Annotated in this window: 25 protein-coding genes; 23 read left to right on the top strand and 2 right to left on the bottom strand. The window is 54.7% G+C overall.

Going from position 1 to position 20,362, the window contains the following annotated elements; translation table 11 throughout:
- Positions 1-2: 2 nt before the first annotated feature.
- From rpsQ to PSR63_RS14225, 20 genes are all read left to right on the top strand, one after another.
- Positions 3-317 (top strand): 30S ribosomal protein S17, encoded by a 315-nt coding sequence (gene rpsQ, locus PSR63_RS14130; RefSeq protein WP_144976816.1) that lies wholly within the window; start codon positions 3-5, stop codon positions 315-317.
- Positions 318-377: 60 nt separating this feature from the next.
- Entirely contained in the window at positions 378-746 is a 369-nt protein-coding gene (gene rplN / locus PSR63_RS14135; RefSeq protein ID WP_274334098.1) for a 50S ribosomal protein L14, read from the top strand.
- Complete coding sequence (gene rplX, locus PSR63_RS14140; RefSeq protein WP_274334099.1) at positions 746-1,081, top strand: 50S ribosomal protein L24; 336 nt, start codon at positions 746-748, stop codon at positions 1,079-1,081. The genes rplN and rplX overlap by 1 nt, the downstream gene beginning before the upstream one ends.
- A gap of 61 nt (positions 1,082-1,142) precedes the next feature.
- Positions 1,143-1,712, top strand: a complete 570-nt coding sequence (gene rplE, locus PSR63_RS14145) for a 50S ribosomal protein L5 (RefSeq protein WP_274334100.1) — start codon at positions 1,143-1,145, stop codon at positions 1,710-1,712.
- Between the two features lie 72 nt (positions 1,713-1,784).
- Complete coding sequence (locus tag PSR63_RS14150) at positions 1,785-1,970, top strand: type Z 30S ribosomal protein S14 (protein ID WP_105351913.1); 186 nt, start codon at positions 1,785-1,787, stop codon at positions 1,968-1,970.
- Between the two features lie 16 nt (positions 1,971-1,986).
- Positions 1,987-2,382, top strand: a complete 396-nt coding sequence (rpsH, locus tag PSR63_RS14155; protein ID WP_144976812.1) for a 30S ribosomal protein S8 — start codon at positions 1,987-1,989, stop codon at positions 2,380-2,382.
- Between the two features lie 77 nt (positions 2,383-2,459).
- Entirely contained in the window at positions 2,460-3,005 is a 546-nt protein-coding gene (gene rplF, locus PSR63_RS14160; protein ID WP_274334101.1) for a 50S ribosomal protein L6, read from the top strand.
- 74 nt (positions 3,006-3,079) lie between these two features.
- Positions 3,080-3,445, top strand: a complete 366-nt coding sequence (gene rplR / locus PSR63_RS14165; protein WP_274334102.1) for a 50S ribosomal protein L18 — start codon at positions 3,080-3,082, stop codon at positions 3,443-3,445.
- Between the two features lie 77 nt (positions 3,446-3,522).
- A complete protein-coding gene (gene rpsE, locus PSR63_RS14170; protein ID WP_274334103.1) occupies positions 3,523-4,005 on the top strand; it encodes a 30S ribosomal protein S5 in 483 nt (160 codons plus the stop codon).
- Positions 4,005-4,502 carry a 50S ribosomal protein L15 gene (gene rplO / locus PSR63_RS14175; RefSeq protein ID WP_274334104.1) on the top strand — a complete coding sequence of 166 codons (498 nt, stop codon included), beginning with the start codon at positions 4,005-4,007 and terminating at the stop codon, positions 4,500-4,502. Before rpsE ends, rplO begins: the two co-directional genes overlap by 1 nt.
- A gap of 247 nt (positions 4,503-4,749) precedes the next feature.
- A complete protein-coding gene (gene secY, locus PSR63_RS14180) occupies positions 4,750-6,135 on the top strand; it encodes a preprotein translocase subunit SecY (RefSeq protein ID WP_274334105.1) in 1,386 nt (461 codons plus the stop codon).
- 129 nt (positions 6,136-6,264) lie between these two features.
- Positions 6,265-6,849, top strand: coding sequence for an adenylate kinase (locus PSR63_RS14185; protein ID WP_274334106.1), 585 nt, complete (start codon positions 6,265-6,267; stop codon positions 6,847-6,849).
- Positions 6,846-7,616, top strand: a complete 771-nt coding sequence (gene map, locus PSR63_RS14190; protein WP_274334107.1) for a type I methionyl aminopeptidase — start codon at positions 6,846-6,848, stop codon at positions 7,614-7,616. The genes PSR63_RS14185 and map overlap by 4 nt, the downstream gene beginning before the upstream one ends.
- A 9-nt stretch (positions 7,617-7,625) precedes the next feature.
- On the top strand, positions 7,626-8,363 hold the full coding sequence (locus tag PSR63_RS14195) for an NAD(P)-dependent oxidoreductase (protein ID WP_274334108.1): 738 nt from the start codon (positions 7,626-7,628) through the stop codon (positions 8,361-8,363).
- A 171-nt stretch (positions 8,364-8,534) separates the two neighbouring features.
- A complete protein-coding gene (gene rpmJ / locus PSR63_RS14200) occupies positions 8,535-8,648 on the top strand; it encodes a 50S ribosomal protein L36 (protein ID WP_105330843.1) in 114 nt (37 codons plus the stop codon).
- 140 nt (positions 8,649-8,788) lie between these two features.
- Positions 8,789-9,172 (top strand): 30S ribosomal protein S13, encoded by a 384-nt coding sequence (gene rpsM / locus PSR63_RS14205; protein WP_105351891.1) that lies wholly within the window; start codon positions 8,789-8,791, stop codon positions 9,170-9,172.
- A 124-nt stretch (positions 9,173-9,296) separates the two neighbouring features.
- Positions 9,297-9,677 carry a 30S ribosomal protein S11 gene (gene rpsK, locus PSR63_RS14210; protein WP_144976803.1) on the top strand — a complete coding sequence of 127 codons (381 nt, stop codon included), beginning with the start codon at positions 9,297-9,299 and terminating at the stop codon, positions 9,675-9,677.
- A gap of 76 nt (positions 9,678-9,753) precedes the next feature.
- The gene (locus PSR63_RS14215; RefSeq protein WP_274334109.1) at positions 9,754-10,749 is read left to right on the top strand and encodes a DNA-directed RNA polymerase subunit alpha; all 996 of its coding nucleotides are present in this window, start codon (positions 9,754-9,756) and stop codon (positions 10,747-10,749) included.
- A gap of 63 nt (positions 10,750-10,812) precedes the next feature.
- Positions 10,813-11,541 carry a bL17 family ribosomal protein gene (locus PSR63_RS14220; protein ID WP_274334110.1) on the top strand — a complete coding sequence of 243 codons (729 nt, stop codon included), beginning with the start codon at positions 10,813-10,815 and terminating at the stop codon, positions 11,539-11,541.
- 87 nt (positions 11,542-11,628) lie between these two features.
- Positions 11,629-12,327, top strand: coding sequence for a putative metallopeptidase (locus PSR63_RS14225; protein WP_274334111.1), 699 nt, complete (start codon positions 11,629-11,631; stop codon positions 12,325-12,327).
- A 64-nt stretch (positions 12,328-12,391) separates the two neighbouring features.
- Here PSR63_RS14225 and PSR63_RS14230 read toward each other — a convergent pair whose 3' ends face one another.
- Together PSR63_RS14230 and PSR63_RS14235 are read right to left on the bottom strand one after the other, a co-directional pair.
- Positions 12,392-14,014 carry a HEAT repeat domain-containing protein gene (locus PSR63_RS14230; RefSeq protein WP_274334112.1) on the bottom strand — a complete coding sequence of 541 codons (1,623 nt, stop codon included), beginning with the start codon at positions 14,012-14,014 and terminating at the stop codon, positions 12,392-12,394.
- Between the two features lie 76 nt (positions 14,015-14,090).
- Positions 14,091-14,369, bottom strand: coding sequence for a hypothetical protein (locus PSR63_RS14235; protein ID WP_274334113.1), 279 nt, complete (start codon positions 14,367-14,369; stop codon positions 14,091-14,093).
- Between the two features lie 128 nt (positions 14,370-14,497).
- On the opposite strand from PSR63_RS14235, the gene PSR63_RS14240 reads away from it, so the two are divergent.
- The 3 genes from PSR63_RS14240 (at position 14,498) to PSR63_RS14250 (ending at position 20,343) form a co-directional block, all read left to right on the top strand.
- Complete coding sequence (locus PSR63_RS14240) at positions 14,498-15,226, top strand: YqjF family protein (RefSeq protein WP_274334114.1); 729 nt, start codon at positions 14,498-14,500, stop codon at positions 15,224-15,226.
- Positions 15,227-15,517: 291 nt separating this feature from the next.
- Positions 15,518-19,294, top strand: a complete 3,777-nt coding sequence (amt, locus tag PSR63_RS14245; RefSeq protein ID WP_274334115.1) for an ammonium transporter — start codon at positions 15,518-15,520, stop codon at positions 19,292-19,294.
- 2 nt (positions 19,295-19,296) lie between these two features.
- The gene (locus PSR63_RS14250) at positions 19,297-20,343 is read left to right on the top strand and encodes an HD-GYP domain-containing protein (RefSeq protein WP_274334116.1); all 1,047 of its coding nucleotides are present in this window, start codon (positions 19,297-19,299) and stop codon (positions 20,341-20,343) included.
- Positions 20,344-20,362: the final 19 nt, after the last annotated feature.

Here is a 20,362-nt window from a genome sequence, read left to right on the forward strand (position 1 = left end):
CAATGCCCAAGAAAGTATTGGTCGGTCGAGTGACGGGCGACAAGCAAGACAAGACGCGACGCGTTGAAATCGCCCGTCGTATCCGTCATCCGCTGTACGGCAAGTACTACTCGCGTCGCATGGTTTGCCATGTGCACGACGAAAACAACGAGTCGGGTCTGGGCGATCGTGTCGAGATCATCGAGAGCCGCCCACGCAGCAAAACGAAGCGTTGGGAACTGGTTCGGATCGTGGAGAAGAGCACCGAAGTTGACGTGGCCGCGCTGAAGGCTGCCCGTGAACAAGCTGCTCACCTGCAAGAACAAGAAGATAGCTAAGCTCCCGTACACCGCCAAAGCTGGCTTTCAGCTGCGGCATAGGGTTGGATTTAAAAAGCGATGATTCAACAAGAAACAAGACTGGCCGTCGCCGACAACACCGGAGCGAAGGAAGTCATGTGCATCAAGGTTCTCGGTGGTACGCGTAAGCGAACCGCTGGCCTCGGCGACGTGATTATCTGCTCGGTGAAAGAAGTTGTGCCCGGTGCGGACGTGAAGAAGAAGGCCGTTGTGCGAGCTGTGATCGTTCGCTGCAAGAAGCCGACTCGTCGTCCTGACGGAAGCTACATTCGGTTCGATCGCAACGCGGTCGTGCTGATTGACAAAGACAATAATCCGCGTGGCACGCGTATTTTCGGTGCGGTCGCTCGTGAGCTGCGAGATCGCAAGTTCATGAAGATCGTCAGTTTGGCCAGTGAGGTGGTCTAATGCATATCAAAGTTGACGACACCGTCGAAATCATCACCGGTGGCGATGCGGCCAGCGAACTTCGTGGCAAGGTCCTGAAGGTTTTCCCCGAGAAGGGCAAGATCCTCGTTGAAGGTGCCGCCAAGGTTTACAAGCACGTCAAGCCAAGTCAGCGCAACCCGAAGGGTGGCAAGCTGTCGAAGGAAATGCCGGTTGATATTTCCAACGTGATGCTGGTTTGCCCTGAGTGCAAGCAACGCTCCAAGACGGGTGCCAAGATCAAAGAGGACGGCAGCAAGGTTCGCTACTGCAAGTCGTGCAGTGCCGAAATCGGCCAGCTGAGTCCGGCCAAGTAATCACTGCCCAGCGGCAGTCCCAAATCAAAAGGCGTGAGCCGGTAATCGTTCGAGATAAGCCATGAGCAAACCACGACTTCAAGAACAATACGAAAACGAAGTGCTTCCTGCACTGGCAGAAAAGTTGGGTCGTAAGAACCCGATGAACCTGCCGCGTCTGCGGAAGATCGTCGTCAACATGGGTGTCGGTACGGCCGTCACCGAAAAGAAGCATGTCGACGAAGCTGCAGAAGCTATGACCGAATTCACCGGCCAACGCCCGATGATTTGCCGTGCTCGTAAGAGCGTCGCTGCTTTTAAGCTGCGTGAAGGCATGCCGATCGGCGTGAAGGTCACCCTCCGTCGTCAACGCATGTACGAATTCTTGGACCGCCTGGTCTCGCTGGCCCTTCCACAGGTTCGCGACTTCCGTGGTGTGAATCCCAAGAGCTTTGACGGTAACGGCAATTACACGATGGGCCTCACCGAGCAGATGGTGTTCCCGGAATTGAACCCGGATAAGTACACCCGTCAGCAAGGTATGGACATCACCTTCGTCACCACCGGGGCAACCGATGACGAAGCTCGCGAACTGCTTGCTCTGTTGGGCATGCCGTTCCAGCGAGAAGACCCAAAGAAGAAGACCGCCTAAGTCGTAGTACTTAGACCGGACCGTATAGAAGTTTGTTACCCAGTCGATTCGTTTTCCAGGTAGGAAATCCTCGTGGCAAGCAAGTCAAAAATCGCCAAGGCCAATCGCGAGCCGAAGTTTTCGTCTCGGCGTGAACGTCGCTGCACCATGTGCGGCCGTCCGCGTGCCGTGTATCGAAAGTTTGGTGTCTGCCGAATCTGTATTCGCAACTTGGCGGATCGAGGGCTGATTCCAGGTTTACGCAAGGCGAGTTGGTAAGGGGACCCGAAGTATTATGATGACCGACCCTATCGCCGACATGTTGACCCGCATTCGCAATGCGGTTCGCGTCGAGCACCCACACGTTGAAATGCCCACGTCCAAGGTCAAACGCGGTTTGGCCGACGTGCTAAAGCGTGAAGGCTACATCTGGGACTGGGTAGAAACCGAGGACCATCCGGTGAAGCAGATTCGCTTGGAACTGAAGTACGGCCCCAGCGGGGAACGCGTAATTCAGCACATCAAGCGCGTCAGTAAGCCAGGTCGTCGAATTTATTCCAAGTCGACCGAGTTGCGTCCGATTCTCAACGGCATGGGCATCACCGTGATCAGCACCTCCAGCGGTGTGATCAGCGATCGTGAAGCTCGCCAAAAGAAGATCGGCGGCGAAGTTTTGTGCGAAGTCTGGTAAGCCCAGATACGCAGTACACCCCATCCACCAGGACAGTCTCCTTTGTAGAGACCCATTGCCTAAGCTAGGTTAAGAAAATGTCCCGACTAGGTAGAAAACCTGTTGCCTTGCCCGATAAGGTCAAGGTGTCGATCGACGGCCAAACCGTTAATGTCGAAGGCCCGCTGGGCAAGTTGTCGTACACGGCAGACCCTGTCATCACCGTCGAATTGGGCGAAGGTGACAAGGAAGTTCTGGTCACGCGTAAAGAAGATACGCGTACCGGCAAAGCCATGCACGGGCTTACCCGCGCTCTGATCGCCAACATGGTCGAAGGTGTGGAAAAGGGTTACGAGAAGCGACTGGAAGTCGTGGGCGTGGGTTACCTGGCGGCAATCGCCGGCGACGTCCTGCAACTTCGTGTCGGTTTCGCCAACGAAATCCACAAGAAGATCCCCAAGGATCTCACCGTGACCTGCCCGGACCAAACCCACATTCTGGTCAAGGGTATCGACAAGCAACGCGTCGGTCAGTTTGCTGCCGAAGTGCGTGCCAGCCGTAAGCCTGAACCTTACAAGGGCAAGGGTGTTCGCTACCAAGGCGAACGCGTTAAGCTGAAGCCTGGTAAGGCCGCTGGTAAGTAATCGGTAATCAACCACGTTAATTGAAGTCATCGTGTCGCGGCTGTCACCGCGGCACCCACGAGGCTAGTTGAGTCGTGAACAAGCAGAAATTCATTGCCAAGCAGCGGAAGCGTCGGAGTAATCACGTCCGTCGAAGGGTTCGCGGCAACGCCGAACGTCCCCGACTGACCATTTTCCGTAGCAATAACAACATCTACTGTCAGATCATCGATGACGAATCAGGTCGCACCATTGTGTCGGCTTCTTCGCGTGACAAAGATCTGCGTGCGGATGGTACCGCTGGCAACTGTGAAGCCGCCGCGAAGATCGGTAAGGCGATCGCCGAAAAGGCATTGGCTGCCGGGCTGAAGCAGGTTTGCTTCGATCGTGGTCACTTTCGTTACAACGGTCGTGTCGCCGCATTGGCAACGGCCGCCCGCGAAGGTGGATTGGACTTCTAGAAGATAACTAAGTCATTCAAAGCGTTGGGAAAAGCTGATCCTTAGGTCAGCAGTATCCAAACGGGAGAGCCAATACCGTGGCGAAAGATTCTGGCAAAGGCGGATTCGTCGAAAAGGTCGTGAAGATCAAGCGTTGTGCCGCCGTGGTCAAGGGTGGTCGTCGTTTCAGCTTCGCGGCAATGGTCGTCATTGGTGACGGCAAGAGCAAGGTCGGTTGGGGCTATGGCAAAGCTAACGAAGTTCCACCGAGCGTCCAGAAGGCCGTCAAGCAAGCTGAACGTAAGATGCTCGACGTGCCGATCGTTGAAGGTTCCATCCCACACAAGGTGATTGGTACTTTCGGTGCTGGCCGCGTGGTCATGCTTCCAGCTCACCCTGGTACCGGTATTATCGCTGGTGCTTCGGTTCGTGCCGTATGCGAAGCCGCAGGCATCCACGACGTTTTGACCAAGAGCTTCGGTTCGACTAACCCTGTCGTTCTGGTGAAAGCCACCCTGAACGCATTGGAACAGCTGCGAACCAAGGAAGAAATTCAACGCCTGCGAGGAGTTGCTGTCTAATGAGTTTGCACGATATCAACCAAGGCGTTCACAAGAACAAGCGTCGCCAACGCATCGGTCGTGGTACCGGTAGCGGTTGGGGCAAGACTTCGCAGCGTGGTCACAAGGGTGCTCGCAGCCGTGCTGGCTGGTCGAATCGTGCGACCTTCCAGGGTGGTCAGACCCCGATCGTGCGTCACGTCCCTAAGCGTGGTTTCAATAACCGCTGGGCACTGACGGTCACTGCAGTCAACATTAAGGACCTGAACGAGTTGTTCAACGATGGCGATACCGTCAACATTGAATCGCTTCGCGAAAAAGGTCTTTGCAAGCGTCGCTTTGACGAAGTCAAGATTCTCGGCGATGGCGAACTTTCCAAGAAGCTGACCGTCGAAGCTCACCGCTTCAGCGCCTCGGCCAAGGAAAAGATCGAAAAGGCAGGCGGTACCTGCAACACGGTCGTTCGCATCACGACAGTGGCCGAGAAAAAGGACGCTGCCAAAGGGGCAAAGTCCTAATTAAGAGACAAGACATGGACATGCCCACGTTGTTACGTGGGCATGTTTTTTGCGCAAGCACTGATTGGCGATCCGCAAGAATGCGGAAATACGCTCGAATTTACGGATAGGACTCATTCGGGTGGTCTAGTCTGAGACACGCGGTTTGGTGTAAATTCACTCATCCGCACATCCCTGCAAACCATTGTTCATTGCTATGCCTGATTTCAGGCATCCATTAGAACTAGCCAAATCGGGTTAGATTGTCATGTTGGAAAAAGTACGCGTCCTCTTCACCATCCCCGAACTACGGACGAAGATTCTTTTGACGATCGGCTTGTTGGCCGTCTTTCGTGTCGGCTCGCAAATTCCTCTGCCGATGATCGACCAGGTCAAGCTGCAAGAGATGTTCGCCTCTCAAGGAAACGAAGGCGTTGCCGGTCTGTTGCAACAGGTCTCCGTTTTCAGTGCCAGTGCGTTGAGCCAGATCACGATCTTTGGGCTTGGCATCATGCCGTACATCTCGGCGTCGATTATCTTCCAGCTGCTGGGTACCGTTTGGAAGCCCCTGGAAGAGTTGCAGAAGGAAGGGGAAACGGGACGCAAGAAAATCAACGAATACACCCGGTATGCCACCGTGGCGTTGTGTGTCATCCAGAGTTACTTCTACCTGGCGTCGATGACGGCGGTGGGGGAAGGGGGTGATAGCATCGTCAACCAGGCCTTCTGGACCTCATCCGAACCCGGAAATATAGATAAGAGCCTGTATTGGGGCTGGGCGATCGTCGCTGTGGCGATCATGACCTGCGGTACCGTCTTCCTGATGTGGCTCGGCGAACAGATTGACGAGTTCGGCATTGGTAACGGTATCAGCCTCTTGATTATGGCTGGTATCCTCGCGGCAATGCCTGGCGCACTGCTAGACCTGCTGTATAACACCAAGCCAGAGCTGACAAACTTCACACGAGGGGAGTTTGGTATCGAAACCATCGTGGTGTTAGCGATCCTGTTTGTGGCGGTGATTACCGGGGTGGTGTTCATCATGCAGGGGCAACGCAAGATCCCGATGCAAAGTGCCAAGCACGTTCGTGGTCGCCGCGTTTATGGTGGTACTCGCCAGTTCCTTCCACTGCGTATTAACCAAGCCGGTGTGATGCCGATCATTTTCGCCAGCAGTTTGCTGTTGTTCCCGCAGTTCATCTTCCAGGCCTTGGCCGGATGGACCGAATCGGCAACGCTTGCGAACCTGGCCGACATTTTCGCTCGGGGACAGAGCTTCCTGTACATCGCTTGCTATATCGCTTTGATCTACTTCTTCTGCTACTTCTGGACGGCAATTACCTTCAATCCGAAGGACGTCTCGGAGAATCTGAAGAACTTCGGTTCGTTCATCCCCGGCTATCGCCCAGGTCGTCGAACTGAGGAATACTTGGAAAAAGTCATGGTTCGCATCACCTATGTTGGTGCGGGCTTCCTCGCCTTGGTCGCCATCATTCCGACGCTCGTTTCCGCGGAACTGGGTGTCTCGCCTCAGGTGGCAAGTTTCTACGGTGGAACCGGTTTGCTCATCGCCGTTAGTGTGGCATTCGATCTGGTGCAAAAGATCGACAGTCACTTGGTGATGCGTAACTACAAGGGGCTCATCGAGGGCTAACCCTTTCTCGCCAGGATGGCACGTCCCGCCTTCCCCCATACCCCATGCGGAAGGCGGCTTCGATTTTGTGACTTCGGTGTCGGTGATGGTCCCACGTCATCGATGCCCAAGCTAGGCTGCGGTTAGTCCATGCGGATTATCTTTCTCGGACCTCCTGGTGTCGGCAAAGGGACCCAGTCCCATAAGCTGGTTGAATTTCTGCGCATCCCTCACATCTCAACGGGGGAAATGCTACGGGAAGCGATCCGTAATAAGACCGAGCTCGGCTTGAAGGTTGCTGCTCAGATGGAAGGTGGACGCCTCGCCGCTGACGAAATCGTGGTCCAGTTGGTGCGTCAGCGTCTCGCGCAACCCGATTGTCACAATGGATACCTGCTCGATGGCTTCCCGCGTACTTTGCCGCAGGCCGCGTCGCTTGATCTTGGACTGGCTGTCGACGACGAAGCCGTCGATGCGGTGTTGAACCTGACGGTGGACCAGGAAGAACTCTTGAGCCGCCTGCTGGCTCGCGCTAAGAAGGAAGACCGCGGCGACGACAACGAAGAGACGATCCGCAACCGGATGAAGGTCTACGACGATATGACCTCGCCACTGATCGCCTATTACGAAGAGCAGAAGATTCTCTATCGAATCGATGGGATTGGTTCGATTGAGGAAGTCTTCGACCGCATCAAAGTCGTTCTGGAAGAAGTGGACCGAAAGAAGAACGCATGATCACGCTCCGCTCCAAACGCGAGATCGAGAAAATGCATGTCGCCGGACAGCTCGTTCGGCAGGCCCATCAAAAAGTGGCCGAGCTGGTCAAACCAGGGATCACCACGGCGGTGCTCGACAAGGCTGTCGACGATCTTTTCGCTGAGGCAGGTGCCGTTGCCCTGTTTAAAGGTGTTCCCGGCAAGATCCCCTTCCCTGCTGCCACGTGCATCTCGGTTAACGATGAAGTGGTCCACGGCATCCCTGGCGAGCGGATCCTCAAAGAAGGTGACATTGTCAGTGTCGATACTGGAGCCAAAATCGGTGGCTGGTGTGGTGATTCGGCTTGGACCTATGCCGTTGGCGAGATCAGCGATGAAGCCAAGAAGCTGATGGAAGTGACAGAGCGAGCTCTGCAGATTGCCATCGAGTTGCTGCCGGTGAAAAAACGGTGGAGCCAAGTCGCCAAGGAAATGCAAAACGAGGTCGAATCGGCAGGGTTTTCGGTGATTACGACACTGGTTGGCCACGGGATCGGCACCACGATGCACGAAGAGCCCCAGGTGCCTAACTACGATTCTCGCGAATTTCGGCAGAAAGGCGATTTCGACCTTCGGCCAGGCTTGGTCTTGGCGGTCGAGCCCATGGTGGCTGTTGGAAGAGAGGATCTGTACCTGCACGGTGACGGGTGGACACTCTCGACGAAAGATCGCAGCCTAACGGCTCACTTCGAGCACACACTCGCCCTGACGTCGTCAGGCGTCCGCATTTTGACGGGCCAGGACTAAGGCGGCCGGATGATGGTTCTCGTAGTAGGGGCGACCGGAGCGACCGGCAAGCTGCTGGTCGAGCAGCTTCTCAGCCGAGGCCATCAAGTTCGAGTCATTGTCCGTTCACGAGATCGTTTGCCTGAATCCGTTAGAGATCATGCTCGAGTTGAGATCGTCGAAGCCAGTCTGTTCGAGCTGACCGACGAAGAGCTCCTGCAGCATGTTTCTGGCTGTAGCGGTGTCGCCTCGTGTTTGGGGCACAATCTGACGTTCAAAGGCGTCTTTGGCCATCCCAGAAGGCTTGTCACGGACGCTACGCGGCGACTTTGCCGGGCAATCGAGCAGGCCAAGGCCGAAACTGGCGTCAAATATGTCCTCATGAATACGGCTGGCAACCAAAATCGCGATCTGGCCGAGCCTGCCTCGTTTGGCAATCGATTTGTTGTGGGTTTGTTACGCTGGGCTGTGCCGCCTCATGCCGACAACGAACAGGCATCGGACGTGCTCCGGCAAAAAATTGGAAAAAATAATTCGTCGATACCATGGGTCGTCGTCCGGCCGGATAGCCTTGTCGATCTGCCAGAAGTCACGCCCTACGAGATGTATCCCTCGCCAACGCGTGACCCCATATTCAACGCGGGAACGACCAGTCGCATCAACGTGGCCCATTTCATGGCCGAATTGATCACGGACGAGGCAGTATGGGCTAAATGGGCTGGGCGAATGCCGGTGATTTATAACTGCGAAGCCAATTCGTCGGGCTAGACCTTTCGCCGCAAGTGCTGAAAGGATTGGTATGTTTCAACGGTCAATAGGAATGTGTCATTTCGCCCTTCGAAAACCGAAGTTTTCATAGTCGCGCCCCTTGTCAGTGGAAAAGGAAGTCGGGTATACTGTCCCGCTTCCCCAACGCCCAAGGTTTGGAAGTAGAGAGTCATGAAGGTAAGAGCCAGCGTTAAGCGAATTTGCGACAAATGCAAAGTGGTCCGCCGTCGAGGCCGGGTCTATGTCATTTGTGAAAACGCCCGTCACAAGCAACGACAGGGCTAGTTTTCCGTCTTGCCACGGTGTTTCCCCTAATCTGAGGGTGGCCCGGAAGGGCAAAACGAAACATCGCACCACTTCGCAAATCCATAGCACAAAACATTTTCGGAATCATTTGCCCTGTTGGGCAGCCTTAGGAGATCACCATGCCACGTTTGCTCGGTGTGGACATTCCCAACGATAAGAAGACCTGGATCAGCTTGACGTACCTGTACGGTGTTGGTCCAGCGGTTGCTCGTGAACTATGCGTGAAGGTGGGCATCGATCAAGATCGCCCGGCTTCGGAAATTCACGAAGATGAATTGAGCCGTTTGGCTGGTCTGCTGGAAAGCGAATACACGGTTGAAGGTCCTCTTCGCCGTCAGCTTTCGCAGAACATTCAACGTCTCAACCGCATCGTCTGCTACCGCGGTTTGCGTCATCGTCGCGGTTTGCCGGTTCGCGGCCAACGTACCCGAACCAACGCTCGTACCCGTAAGGGTCCGAAGAAGACTGTCGCCGGTAAGAAGGGCGTGAAGGATCTTCGTTAATCAGATCCTTGTCGATCTCTGTGAAGTGCGACGCGGCGATGTTCCTGTTTCGCGCTTCTCAAATTGCATAACACATCATCATTCAGCTTGAAACGCTACGCCCGTTGTGGTGGGAGATAGTTAAGTGGCCAAGGTCGCAAAGCGAAAAACACGACGTAACGTCCAGCAAGGGACTGTCCATATCAAGGCAACCTTCAACAACACCCAGGTGACCATCACCGACAGCAAGGGTGACACGTTGTGCTGGGCCAGCGCCGGAACTTGTGGCTTCAAGGGAAGCCGTAAGAGCACGCCGTTCGCGGGTCAGTGCGCAGCTCAACAAGCCGCCGAAAAGGCGTTGAAGTTTGGTCTGAAGGAAGTAGACGTGAAGGTCAACGGACCAGGCAGTGGCCGCGAAAGCGCCATCACCGCCCTGGCCGCCGCCGGCCTGACCGTCAAGTCGATCGAAGATTGCACTCCTATCCCGCACAACGGTTGCCGCCCCCCGAAGAAGCGTCGCGTCTAGTATCACGACGATTCTTTCCTGGCAACGTTTTTAGGCGGTCTCAAGACACACATAGCAGCACAAAACGGAGCGAACTATGCATATTCGATGGCGTGGGTTGGAATTGCCGAGTGCGGTCACTTGCGAAGCCGAAACCCTCACCTCCAATTACGGCAAGTTCATTGCCGAACCGTTTGAACGCGGTTTCGGTGCCACCATCGGCAACAGCATGCGACGCATCCTGCTCTCGAGCCTCGAGGGTGCGGCCGTCACGCAAATCAAGGTCCGTGGTGCCCAACACGAATTCACCAGCATTCCTGGCGTTGTCGAAGACATGACCGACATCGTCCTGAATGTGAAGTCGGTTGTCGTCAAGAAGCATTCGGAGATGACCAAGGTCATCACGATCGAAAAGCAGGGTCCTTGTGAGATCACTGCCGGCGACATTCAGTGCGACGCGGACGTCGAGATCATCAACAAAGACCTGCACCTGTGCACCGTCACCGGCGAAATTCCATTCATGATGGAAATGGTCGTTGAGTCGGGTCGCAGCTATGTTCCTTCGACCGAGCACAGCTCGAATGAACACGAGATCGGCATTATCCCGGTCGACGCGGTCTTCAGTCCTGTGACCCGCGTTCGTTATACGGTTGAAGAAACTCGTGTTGGTCAGAAGACCAACTACGATCGCTTGATTCTGGAAATCTGGACCGACGGTTCGGCTCATCCAGAAATGGCACTGGTCGAAGCTGCCAAGATCTTGCGAAAGCACCTCAACCCGTTTGTTCAGTACAACGAATTGGGTGCGACGATCAACATGCCTAGCCGATCGACCCCAAGCGGGTTGGATCCGGTCATGGAAGCCAAGCTCAACATGAGCCTCGCTGAAATGCACCTTTCCGTTCGTGCTTCGAACTGCCTCGAATCGGAAAACATTCATACGGTTCGCGACCTGGTTCGCCGCACCGAAGATCAACTGATGGAAGTCCGCAACTTCGGCGAAACTACCCTTACCGAAGTTCGCGAGAAGCTGAAGGAATATAATTTGCACCTCGGCATGCGAGTGCCGCCAGCTGCAAGCCCGATGCACTAAATCGGACATCCCATTCCAAAATATCCCTGCCTTACACGGCACTGACAACACTCAAGAAGTACCATGCGACACCTACGAAAAGGTCGACGACTCGGACGCTCGGCGAGCCACCGCAAGGCTCTGTTCCGCAACATGGCCAGCAGCCTGCTGTTGACCGAACGTCCTGACGACGTCAACGAAAGCTACTACCTCTACAGCGACTACCTGGCAGCCGACGCTCCAGGAACCGGGCACAATACGCCAAAGGTTAAGGGTCGCATTGTCACGACCGTGCAGAAGGCGAAGGAACTGCGTCCTTACGTCGAAAAGTGCATCACGGTCGCCAAGAAGGCTTTGCCGCACCTTCGTGAAGCCGAAAAGTTCGGCACCAAGGCCAAGCCTAACACGCCTGAATACAAAGAATGGCGTGAAAGCGAACAGTGGCAAAAGTGGAACGCCGCCATGGCGCCAGCTCTTGCTGCTCGTCGTCGCGTGGTCGCTCTGCTCGGTAATCAGCGTGCTGTCGAAATCCTGTTCGACGAAGTCGCTCCTCGCTTCGAAGATCGCGATGGTGGTTACACCCGCATCTTGAAGTTGGCTAAGCCGCGTCTGGGTGATGCTGGTATCCAGGCTATCCTGGAATTCGTCGGCAACGATCGCGATCGTGTGAAGACCGAAGCCGAACGTCCTGCATTCGACAGCGACGAAGAAACGGCAGCCGCTGAAGAAGCTGCCGCACCAGAAGCCGAAGAGCCTCAAGCTGAAGCTCCTGCGGAGGAAGCTGGTGACGCCGAAGAAAAGAAGGAAGGCTAGACGCCTCTTCGCGATTCGCATCGCTCGAAAATATCAAAACCGCTATACTCGCTCGGGTATAGCGGTTTTTTCGTGGACGGACATGACGTGAAACGCTCCTCACGGCCTAAACAAAGAAAGAAGCAGTCGCCCGCCAAAAGCTCGAGGGCGAAGCAAGCCCGCGTGCCGCAAAGAGCGATGCGGCGTGTGCAGCTGCACGAGTCTTCTGGCCGACGTGGTTTTGATTTCACGTTTGCCATGCGACTGCTCGTGAATGACATGATCGATCGCATGCCAGAGCTGGCACACATCGATATGACCCGTGTGGCCGTCGCCATCGTTCAAGCACGCGTCGACTCGACACATGGTATTTTCGCTTCGCTGACCCCCATGCGTTTTGACCAGGGATCGCGATTCACCATCCGTCGTGGGCGGAAATACTGCTGCCAGTCGCTCTTGGATGAGCACGGCCGAGAAATGCTCTACATTCTCAGCTTCTATCTGCCGCGATTTCAGAACATGGACTTCTCCGAGAAGATGATCACCATCTTCCACGAATTGTGGCACGTTAGTCCCGACTTTGATGGCGACATTCGACGTCACCCAGGCCGCTGTTATGCCCATTCGTCGAGTCAAAAAGAATACGACGAGCACATGGCCGTTTTGTCGAACAAGTATCTGATGAAGAAGCCGTCGCCTGATTTGTACGCCTTCTTAGAAAACGACTTCACCACGCTGTATCAAAAAAGCAGTGGAATCTATGGCGTGAAGATTCCCCGACCAAAACTGATTCCAGTCGCCGGGTAGTCGGTGTCGCAATTGTTTCCCGTCTCTAGAGAACGGGGCGAACGCGAAGCAACACCCAGTTGGTTCACGAGAATCGATCGAGCTCGGATCGAACTTGGTTTCTCAACGCCTGTGGAAGTTGCGTTGCTTGATCGAGTACTTGGTAAAGCGCCATACGAATTTCCGGTGTTGGGCTGACGAAGCACGTATTGGAAGTAAGCAAGCCCGAAATAGCTTCAATGGCTCGTTGATACATTCGCCCTTCTGTCCGATCGGCTCTTTGAAGCAAGAGTAGCAAGCCGCGCCATTTGCCCAGGCTGGCGATTTGTTTCATCGCAGCACCACATGCGTATTCGCTCTTGGCGTGGATCGCCAAAGAAAGAATTTCCGAATCGGAAAGCGTTTCTCCATGTTTGGCCAAGGCGAATGCGGCGGCCTTTACAACACGCGGGCTTGGGTCATTCAACAGTGGGAGCACCTCTGGAAGCGATTCCGCTTCAAGTACGCGTCGGAGTCCCTCGATCCCTGCGGCGCGATGGCTGGGATAAGAACTTTGGGTCCAAGCACGGAACGTGTCGATGTCAGCCACCTCTCCTGTTTCCGCCAGTCCCTGGATCGCTTCTCGTTGCGTTGGATTCTCGCGCAGACGGCGGCGGTAACGCTCGGCAATGTTCGCGATGCCTTGCTTGGTTAGCCAATAGCGAGCTTCTTCGCGAATCGAACGAGCCTTGTCGAAGAGCCCGGCATGCCACTGCTCGGCAGATGTTTCGGGAAAGTGTGTCGTGTGAATTCGATACGCTTCGCGGCGGACGGGCATGAACGGGTCGTGAAGAACTTTTACGAGTTCGTCACGCAGTTCGTCTCCTTGAAACTGTTCGGCAAGGATCCGGCAACAACTCAGACGCACGGTTGGTGAGGTTGCCGAAATGCCAAGCCGGACCAGCTTGGACCTGCGATCAGGCGATAGCTTCATTCCTGCGTGAACGAAGGCTGGCTTCATCAACAGTCTCAGACGCGATGCTGCCCCGATATCACTCTCATTCGTGCCATCAAGCAGTGTAGCGACGACACGAGTTACAAACTCGGAGTGATCACGACGGTTTTGCTTGATCAGTTGCAGAAAGGACGGGAGTGATTTAAGCAGCCACTCGTAGTTATTCACGACGATACGTGTCGAGACGGCCTGGGCCGCGGTTTCAGCAACGACATCAACCCAGTCGTTGAGGCGGGCGTTCAAGTAGCGCAGTTCTTCTCCGCCATGGTACTCGCTTAACAGACGGGTTGCTTCCTGGCGGACATATCCGCTTCGATGCAGGCTCAGCATGCCCAGGACGTGTGGATACTCTAGCTTGTCGGCAGGACCGGCGAGTTTCCGGACGACTGTCGGTTCGAGTTGATGCCACTTGTCCTGCGGATGCCAATAGTAGTCTTCCAGGAAAATGCTATTCAAGGAACTTAGGTCACGGCTCCTGGATTTGCCTGCCAGGATAAAGATCGACCGCCGCGTCGCTTGGCAGACGTCTTCGTCGGAGACGAGTAAACAACGCATCACATATGGCAGAACTTCCGGGCCGGCCTCGTGAGTTAGCTGCTTTAGAATTGCGCAGATCGTCGCATTGTGCTTACCGGATGCAAACCAACTCTTGCTTTCGCGGCAGTCGTTTAACTGGCGTACAAGTTGAGCGATTTCATCTGGTAGTTGGCGCATGAATGTGGACGATCGGGGGATAGTGTTTCACATTGTTGACGCTTTGAGAGTCGACTAGGTTCGCGGGGTTGTCTCACTAGGTTCCCATCACATACTTATCGAGTAGCCACCACTCGCCAAAGGTGATGGCTGCACAACCAATGAAGAACGCGGCGATCGGGAAGACTCCCAGTGCCTCCGACTCCTCCATACCCATCATCATGCGAAGCCAGGGCGGGATGAAGATCATTTTCAGCAGTGTGACGATTGTGTCCCAGAAAGTATCCGCCGCGTCCCCTGCCGTATCGAAGACGACCCAGGCCAGAAAGAGATAGACAGGTACATTAAGCACGATTAAGACGACTACCAGGGTCACTACGAAACTCCTCGACGACACGTTTTATTCGATTGAGCGAGACTCTGTTCGCCAAGATAATCGTTGTTACGCCCGATGGCAAAAAACGGTGATTGAGCTGATAGCGGATTTGTAGGGAATCTAGAACCGTGATTGATCGTATTGCTCCGACATTTCGACCCAGTGACTCCGTTCGTGGTTATCAGCGATGGCGATCCTTGTTGTTTCTGCATTGGCCGGTCCCGATGGAAGCACTGCGGCCTCTGGTGCCTGAGAGCCTGGAGATCGATCACTACGACGGCGTTGCTTATGTTGGCGTCGTTCCCTTTGCGATGGAAGGAGTACGCAACGCTTGGTGGCCTGAGTGGGCTGCCATGGACTTCCTGGAGACAAACGTCCGGACGTATGTCTATCACGGTAGTCAGCCAGGCGTCTATTTCCTTTCGCTCGATGCGGCCAGTCGTTTAGCCGTTTGGGGTGCTCGAACGTTTTGGGGGCTGCCGTATTATCATGCGGCGATGAACCTGGTTCGCACGGAAGATCAAATCGCGTATGAAACGTCCCGCCCAGGCGGCAGCGCGCGGCATAAGGTGAGCTACCGGATTGGTGCAGCGCTGGAACCTTCGCAGCCTGGGTCGCTCGAGCACTTCTTCCTCGAGCGTTACCTCTTGTTTCTTGAACATCGCGGAACACTCTATTCTGGGCAGGTACATCATGTCCCCTACCCTGCACACGAGGTCGAGCTCTTAGAGATCGAGGACTCCCTCTTGAATGCCGCAGGTCTTGAGATCCCTCCTGGTCCACCTGCTTTTGCGCACTTCTCACCAGGCGTAGATGTTGAAATCTTCGGTCTTCAGGCCATGCCGGGCGCGCCCTGAGAGCAGCTAGTGGTCACCTTCCCGCTTCGTGAGGGACATCTGGCGGCCGTATCTTCGTTGCCATCATTACAAAACGACCGACTCATGATCGTGGCTAAGAATGTGGTCAAAAATTGACCTGCCAATCTGGCGAAATCTCTTCATGAAAATTTATTTGCGACCTAAGGTTTTTTGATTACTAAGGGTCGCCACTTTAGGGGTGGTCGACGGTAGTCCTGGTTTAATCTCGATTCGAGGCGGAACGAGATGCCATAGAGAATTCGTGCGCTACCTTCACGGAAATACAGAATCATGTCGTCCGCCCTACCTCAACTCGATATTGCATGGATGCTTATCTGTGCTGCCCTGGTCATGCTTATGCAGGGCGGTTTCTGTCTTCTTGAGAGTGGTCTGGTCCGCGCCAAAAACAGCTTTAACGTAGCGCTTAAGAACCTGGTCGACTTTTGCGTTTCGGCCGCCGTGTTTTGGGTGTTTGGCTTCGCGATTATGTTCGGTGCCAGTTATTACGGATGGTTCGGGACAACCATGTTTTGTCCGGGTGAAGATTCCTCGCCATGGCTGATGGCGTTTTTCATCTTTCAAATGGTCTTTTGTGGTACGGCAACGACTATCATCTCAGGTGCGGTTGCCGAACGCATTCGCTTTCGCGGCTACTTCGTCATTGCTTTATTGGTGTCGGGTGTGATCTATCCACTATTCGGCCATTGGGCTTGGGGTGGAGCTGCCGATGGAGCTGCAACTGGCTGGTTGGCTCAGGAAGGTTTCATCGACTTCGCTGGCTCGACGGTCGTCCACTCGGTGGGCGGCTGGGTGGCATTGGCTGCGATCCTAGTGATTGGACCACGTATCGGACGTTTTGACGGGGAACGCCCAGGTATTCATGGCCACAACTTGACACTGGCAACCTTCGGCGTGTTGATGCTGTGGTTTGGCTGGTTCGGCTTCAACGGCGGTAGCACCTTGGCGATGAACGACTCGGTGCCGCTGATCATCGTGAACACAAACCTCGCTGGGGCCTTTGGCGGATTGGCCTGTTTAGCGTGTTCGTGGCTCATTCATCGCCGTCCTGACGTGGGCCATACCATGAATGGTGCTGTTGCCGGCTTGGTCGGCATTACGGCTTCCTGTCACATTGTGGCCCCTTGGGCTGCCGTTGCGATTGGGTGCGGTGCCGGTGTGATCTGTTGCCTGGTTACGGAACTTCTTCCGAAGTTGAAGATCGACGACGTGATCGGTGCGTTCCCTGCTCATGCGTGTGCCGGTGCATTTGGAACCTTGGCCCTCGCATTCCTGGCCGATCCCAGCCACTTCGGTGAGGGGATGACCGCTTGGTCACAGTTCTGGATCCAGCTTAAAGGCGTTACTGCGTGTGCCGTGCTTTCGTTTGGCGGTGGCTTCACGTTGATTTACTTGATCAACCGGGTGATGCCGTTCCGGACATCGGCGGAGGACGAAGTCGCTGGTTTGAATATCTCAGAGCACGGTGCAAGTACGGAACTGATCGACTTGCTGACGAATATGTCTCGACATCGCGAGCAAGGGGACTTCTCGCAGAAAGTCGAAATCGAACCGCATACCGAAGTCGGGCAGATTGCCGCGGAATACAACCGTGTGCTCGAATGTGTCAATAAAGAGATGAAGCAGCGTACCGAGGCCGAGGCACGGTTCCGCGGAATCTTCGAGAATGCTGTTGAAGGGATCTACCAGACGACTCCCGATGGCAAGTTCATGACCGTCAATCCTGCACTCGCAAGGATGTTAGGATACGAGAATCTGATTGATCTGACGGAGCGTATCACAGACATCTCCGACCAGGTTTATGTCGACGAAAATCGACGCGCCGAGTTCATCGAGACTCTCGACGAGCAGGGAGTTGTGTTTGGTTTTGAATCCGAAATCCGTCGAGCCAATGGCGAGACGATGTGGATCTCGGAAAATGCATCCGTTCGACGTGATCTCGAGGGAAATGTCTCGTACTACGAAGGCACCGTCGAGGACATCACCGAGCGGCGCAAAGCACGCTACTTCGAAGCCGAACGCAACGCAGCCGACGCAGCCAATCGCGCCAAGAGTGACTTCCTGGCCAGCATGAGTCACGAAATTCGCACGCCGCTCAATGGTATTATCGGCTTTCTCGATCTGTTAGCCGCGACCAGACTAGAGAATAATCAGCAGCGTTTTGTCGACCTGGCCAAGAGTTCGGCCGGGACCCTGCTGCACCTGATTAACGACATTCTCGATCTCTCAAAGATCGAAGCTGGCGGCATCGAGTTTGAATCCACCGAGTTCGTCGTCCATGAACTCGTGGAATCAGTGCCTGAGATGTTCTCGCCCCAGGGACGAACACGCGGGCTGGAACTCAACTGTTGTCTTAGCCCTGACGTTCCGCAGGCCGTGATCGGAGATCCAGAGCGAATTCGCCAGGTGTTGATCAACTTGTTCTCCAATGCCGTCAAGTTCACCGAGCATGGTGGCGTGAGCTTGCATGTCACCCTGGCTGAAAAACAAAGCGATCCGAACCTACAGAACCAGGTATTCGTTCAGTTCGCGGTGGAAGATACGGGGATTGGTATTCCTCAGAGCCGTATCGATCGGTTGTTCAAAGCTTTCTCGCAAGTCGATGCCTCGACCACGCGTAACTACGGTGGAACCGGGCTTGGGCTGGCGATCTGCAAACAGCTCGTCGAACTGATGGGTGGTGAGATCGGTGTCGACAGCGAGGCTGGAAAAGGTTCGACGTTCTGGTTCAGGATCCCGCTGCAATACACCGAACGATCAACCTGCGACGTGATTCCAAACGTTCATGGGCTGCGTGTTTTGGCCGTCGATGATAATCACATGAATCTGCAGGTGCTCAAAGAGCAGTTGCAATCGTGGGGTGTCGAAGCGACAACGGCCAGCTGCGGGATGCGAGCGCTTGATTTGATGAAAGAAGCGGCGGAACGCAACGCACCATTCCAGTTGGCGATTCTCGATCACATCATGCCTGAGATGGATGGCCTGACGTTGGCCGATCGAATCCATCAGCACGAAGAATATCGCGACACCAAGTTGTTAATGCTTACATCGTACGATCGCGACATCTCCAACGAGGCACTCAAGCGTTTGGAAATGACGTGCCTGACGAAGCCAATTCGACAGTCGCGTCTGCTTGACACGCTGGTTTCTTTGTCCGGCGGACGGCGCTCGAGCGAAATGCAAGCTCGACTAGAAGCCGAGGAAAAGCCGCTCAATGACCGGCGTCATCAGGATGCAAAGATCTTGGTTGTCGATGACAACGAGATCAATCGGTTGGTGGCCCATGAGATCCTTCAGGCCGAAGGGTTCCAGGTTGTCCTGGCTGAAAATGGAAGAGAAGCAGTCGACAAAGTTAGCGGGACGGATGTCAATCTGATACTGATGGACTGCGAAATGCCAGAGATGGACGGCTTCGAGGCGACTCGCAAGATTCGCCAGATGGCATCGACGACGCACACTAAATTACAAGATCTGCCGATCGTGGCACTCACCGCGCAGGCCATCAAGGGAGATCAAGAACGTTGCCTGGCAGCCGGCATGGATGACTATGTCATGAAGCCAGTTAATCGCCAGCAACTGATTCAAACCATTCTGAAACAGCTTGATCAACGATCGACTGTGGTCATGGAACAATCGTCGGTCGAAGCTGATCGGCAGGTGACAAGAGATGAGCCTGATGCAGGGCAGGAAGAGCAGATCTCGATCGCTGAATTGCGTGATCGTTGCGGTGACGACGAGAGCTTGATTCAACGAGTCCTGCAGAAGTTTACGGTCAAAGCAAAGTCGGAGATCGCACTGCTTGAGCAACATGTTCGCGATGGAAACATCGACCAGGTTGTTCAGGTCGCCCACTCCTTGAAGGGAATGGCAGCGAATGTCGCTGCTCAGCCCGTTTCCAAGGTTGCAGGAACGATCGAGCTGGCTGCCCGAGAGCAGCAGACCGAAGGATATGAGCTCTTAATGCAAGACCTCAGTCAAAAGTTCGACACGTGTGAAGCATTTATTGCGCACCTGTTGAAGAACGACAATCGTGAGCCCGGAGATCGATAGGCATGGATACACGCATCAGCATTTTGGTGGTCGATGACGACGACATAGCGCTCGATATGATCGAGAGCTATCTGACGCGGGAAGGCTTCCTGGTATTCACGGCAATCAACGGCGTCGAAGCGGTCAAGCGACTGGAGGAGAATGAAATCCAGATCGTCGTGACCGACTGGGAAATGCCAATGATGAACGGCCTGGAACTCGTTCGTGAGATCCGGGGACGTTTTACGGAACACTATATTTACAGCATCTTGTTGACCAGTCGTGGCCGAAATGACGAGATCGTCGAAGGCATGGCATCGGGGGCGGACGACTTCATGGTCAAGCCCTTCAATCCGCCAGAGCTTTTGGCACGGATCAATGCGGGCGTTCGCTTAATCGGGCTGGAAACACGCGACCTGGTTATTTTTTCGCTCGCACGTTTGGCGGAATCGCGAGACACGGAAACGGGCCAACACCTGGAACGCGTGCGGCAGTACTCGCGGCGACTAGCGCGAGAGATGTCGGCCCTGCCTGAGTTCGCGCACGTTATCGACGGCGAATTTGTTCGATTGATCTATCAGACGAGCCCGCTGCACGATATCGGCAAGGTTGGCATTCCGGACGGGGTCCTGCTCAAGCCTGGTAAGTTGACCAAGGATGAGTTCGAGGTCATGAAGAAGCACACCATCCTTGGAGCGGAAACACTCGACGCAGCCCTCAAGCAGTTCCCCAAAGCCAAGTTCTTGCAGATGGCCAGGGACATTGCAGTGGCTCATCACGAGAAATGGGATGGAAGTGGATATCCCTATGGCTTGAGTGGTTTGGAAATCCCACTAGCTGCTCGGATTGTCGCGGTGGCCGACGTATACGATGCTTTGACAACCAGACGCATCTACAAGGATGCTTTCAGCACCGATTACGCGGAAGGCATTATTCGCGAAGGGAGCGGAAAGCATTTCGACCCCGAAGTTGTGCGGGCATTTGAAGCCTGCAAGGAAGATTTCGTACGCTTTGTTGAGCAGTATTCCGATCCAGTTGAATCGTCGGAAGAGTTGACGGCGACCAGCTGACGAGGGATGCATTCAGAAT

It is taken from the genome of Bremerella sp. P1 (assembly GCF_028748185.1).
Lineage (GTDB): Bacteria > Planctomycetota > Planctomycetia > Pirellulales > Pirellulaceae > Bremerella.

Bases quoted from the DNA above. Each gene is read 5' to 3' on its own strand.
- map (WP_274334107.1), top strand. From the start codon at position 6,846: ATGATCACGCTCCGCTCCAAACGCGAGATCGAGAAAATGCATGTCGCC.
- rplN (WP_274334098.1), top strand. From the start codon at position 378: ATGATTCAACAAGAAACAAGACTGGCCGTCGCCGACAACACCGGAGCG.
- PSR63_RS14230 (WP_274334112.1), bottom strand. From the start codon at position 14,014: ATGCGCCAACTACCAGATGAAATCGCTCAACTTGTACGCCAGTTAAAC.
- secY (WP_274334105.1), top strand. From the start codon at position 4,750: ATGTTGGAAAAAGTACGCGTCCTCTTCACCATCCCCGAACTACGGACG.
- rplE (WP_274334100.1), top strand. From the start codon at position 1,143: ATGAGCAAACCACGACTTCAAGAACAATACGAAAACGAAGTGCTTCCT.
- amt (WP_274334115.1), top strand. From the start codon at position 15,518: ATGTCGTCCGCCCTACCTCAACTCGATATTGCATGGATGCTTATCTGT.
- rplO (WP_274334104.1), top strand. From the start codon at position 4,005: ATGAGTTTGCACGATATCAACCAAGGCGTTCACAAGAACAAGCGTCGC.
- rpsQ (WP_144976816.1), top strand. From the start codon at position 3: ATGCCCAAGAAAGTATTGGTCGGTCGAGTGACGGGCGACAAGCAAGAC.
- rpmJ (WP_105330843.1), top strand. From the start codon at position 8,535: ATGAAGGTAAGAGCCAGCGTTAAGCGAATTTGCGACAAATGCAAAGTG.
- PSR63_RS14220 (WP_274334110.1), top strand. From the start codon at position 10,813: ATGCGACACCTACGAAAAGGTCGACGACTCGGACGCTCGGCGAGCCAC.
- rpsH (WP_144976812.1), top strand. From the start codon at position 1,987: ATGATGACCGACCCTATCGCCGACATGTTGACCCGCATTCGCAATGCG.
- PSR63_RS14185 (WP_274334106.1), top strand. From the start codon at position 6,265: ATGCGGATTATCTTTCTCGGACCTCCTGGTGTCGGCAAAGGGACCCAG.
- PSR63_RS14250 (WP_274334116.1), top strand. From the start codon at position 19,297: ATGGATACACGCATCAGCATTTTGGTGGTCGATGACGACGACATAGCG.
- PSR63_RS14215 (WP_274334109.1), top strand. From the start codon at position 9,754: ATGCATATTCGATGGCGTGGGTTGGAATTGCCGAGTGCGGTCACTTGC.
- rpsM (WP_105351891.1), top strand. From the start codon at position 8,789: ATGCCACGTTTGCTCGGTGTGGACATTCCCAACGATAAGAAGACCTGG.
- rplF (WP_274334101.1), top strand. From the start codon at position 2,460: ATGTCCCGACTAGGTAGAAAACCTGTTGCCTTGCCCGATAAGGTCAAG.
- rplX (WP_274334099.1), top strand. From the start codon at position 746: ATGCATATCAAAGTTGACGACACCGTCGAAATCATCACCGGTGGCGAT.
- PSR63_RS14195 (WP_274334108.1), top strand. From the start codon at position 7,626: ATGATGGTTCTCGTAGTAGGGGCGACCGGAGCGACCGGCAAGCTGCTG.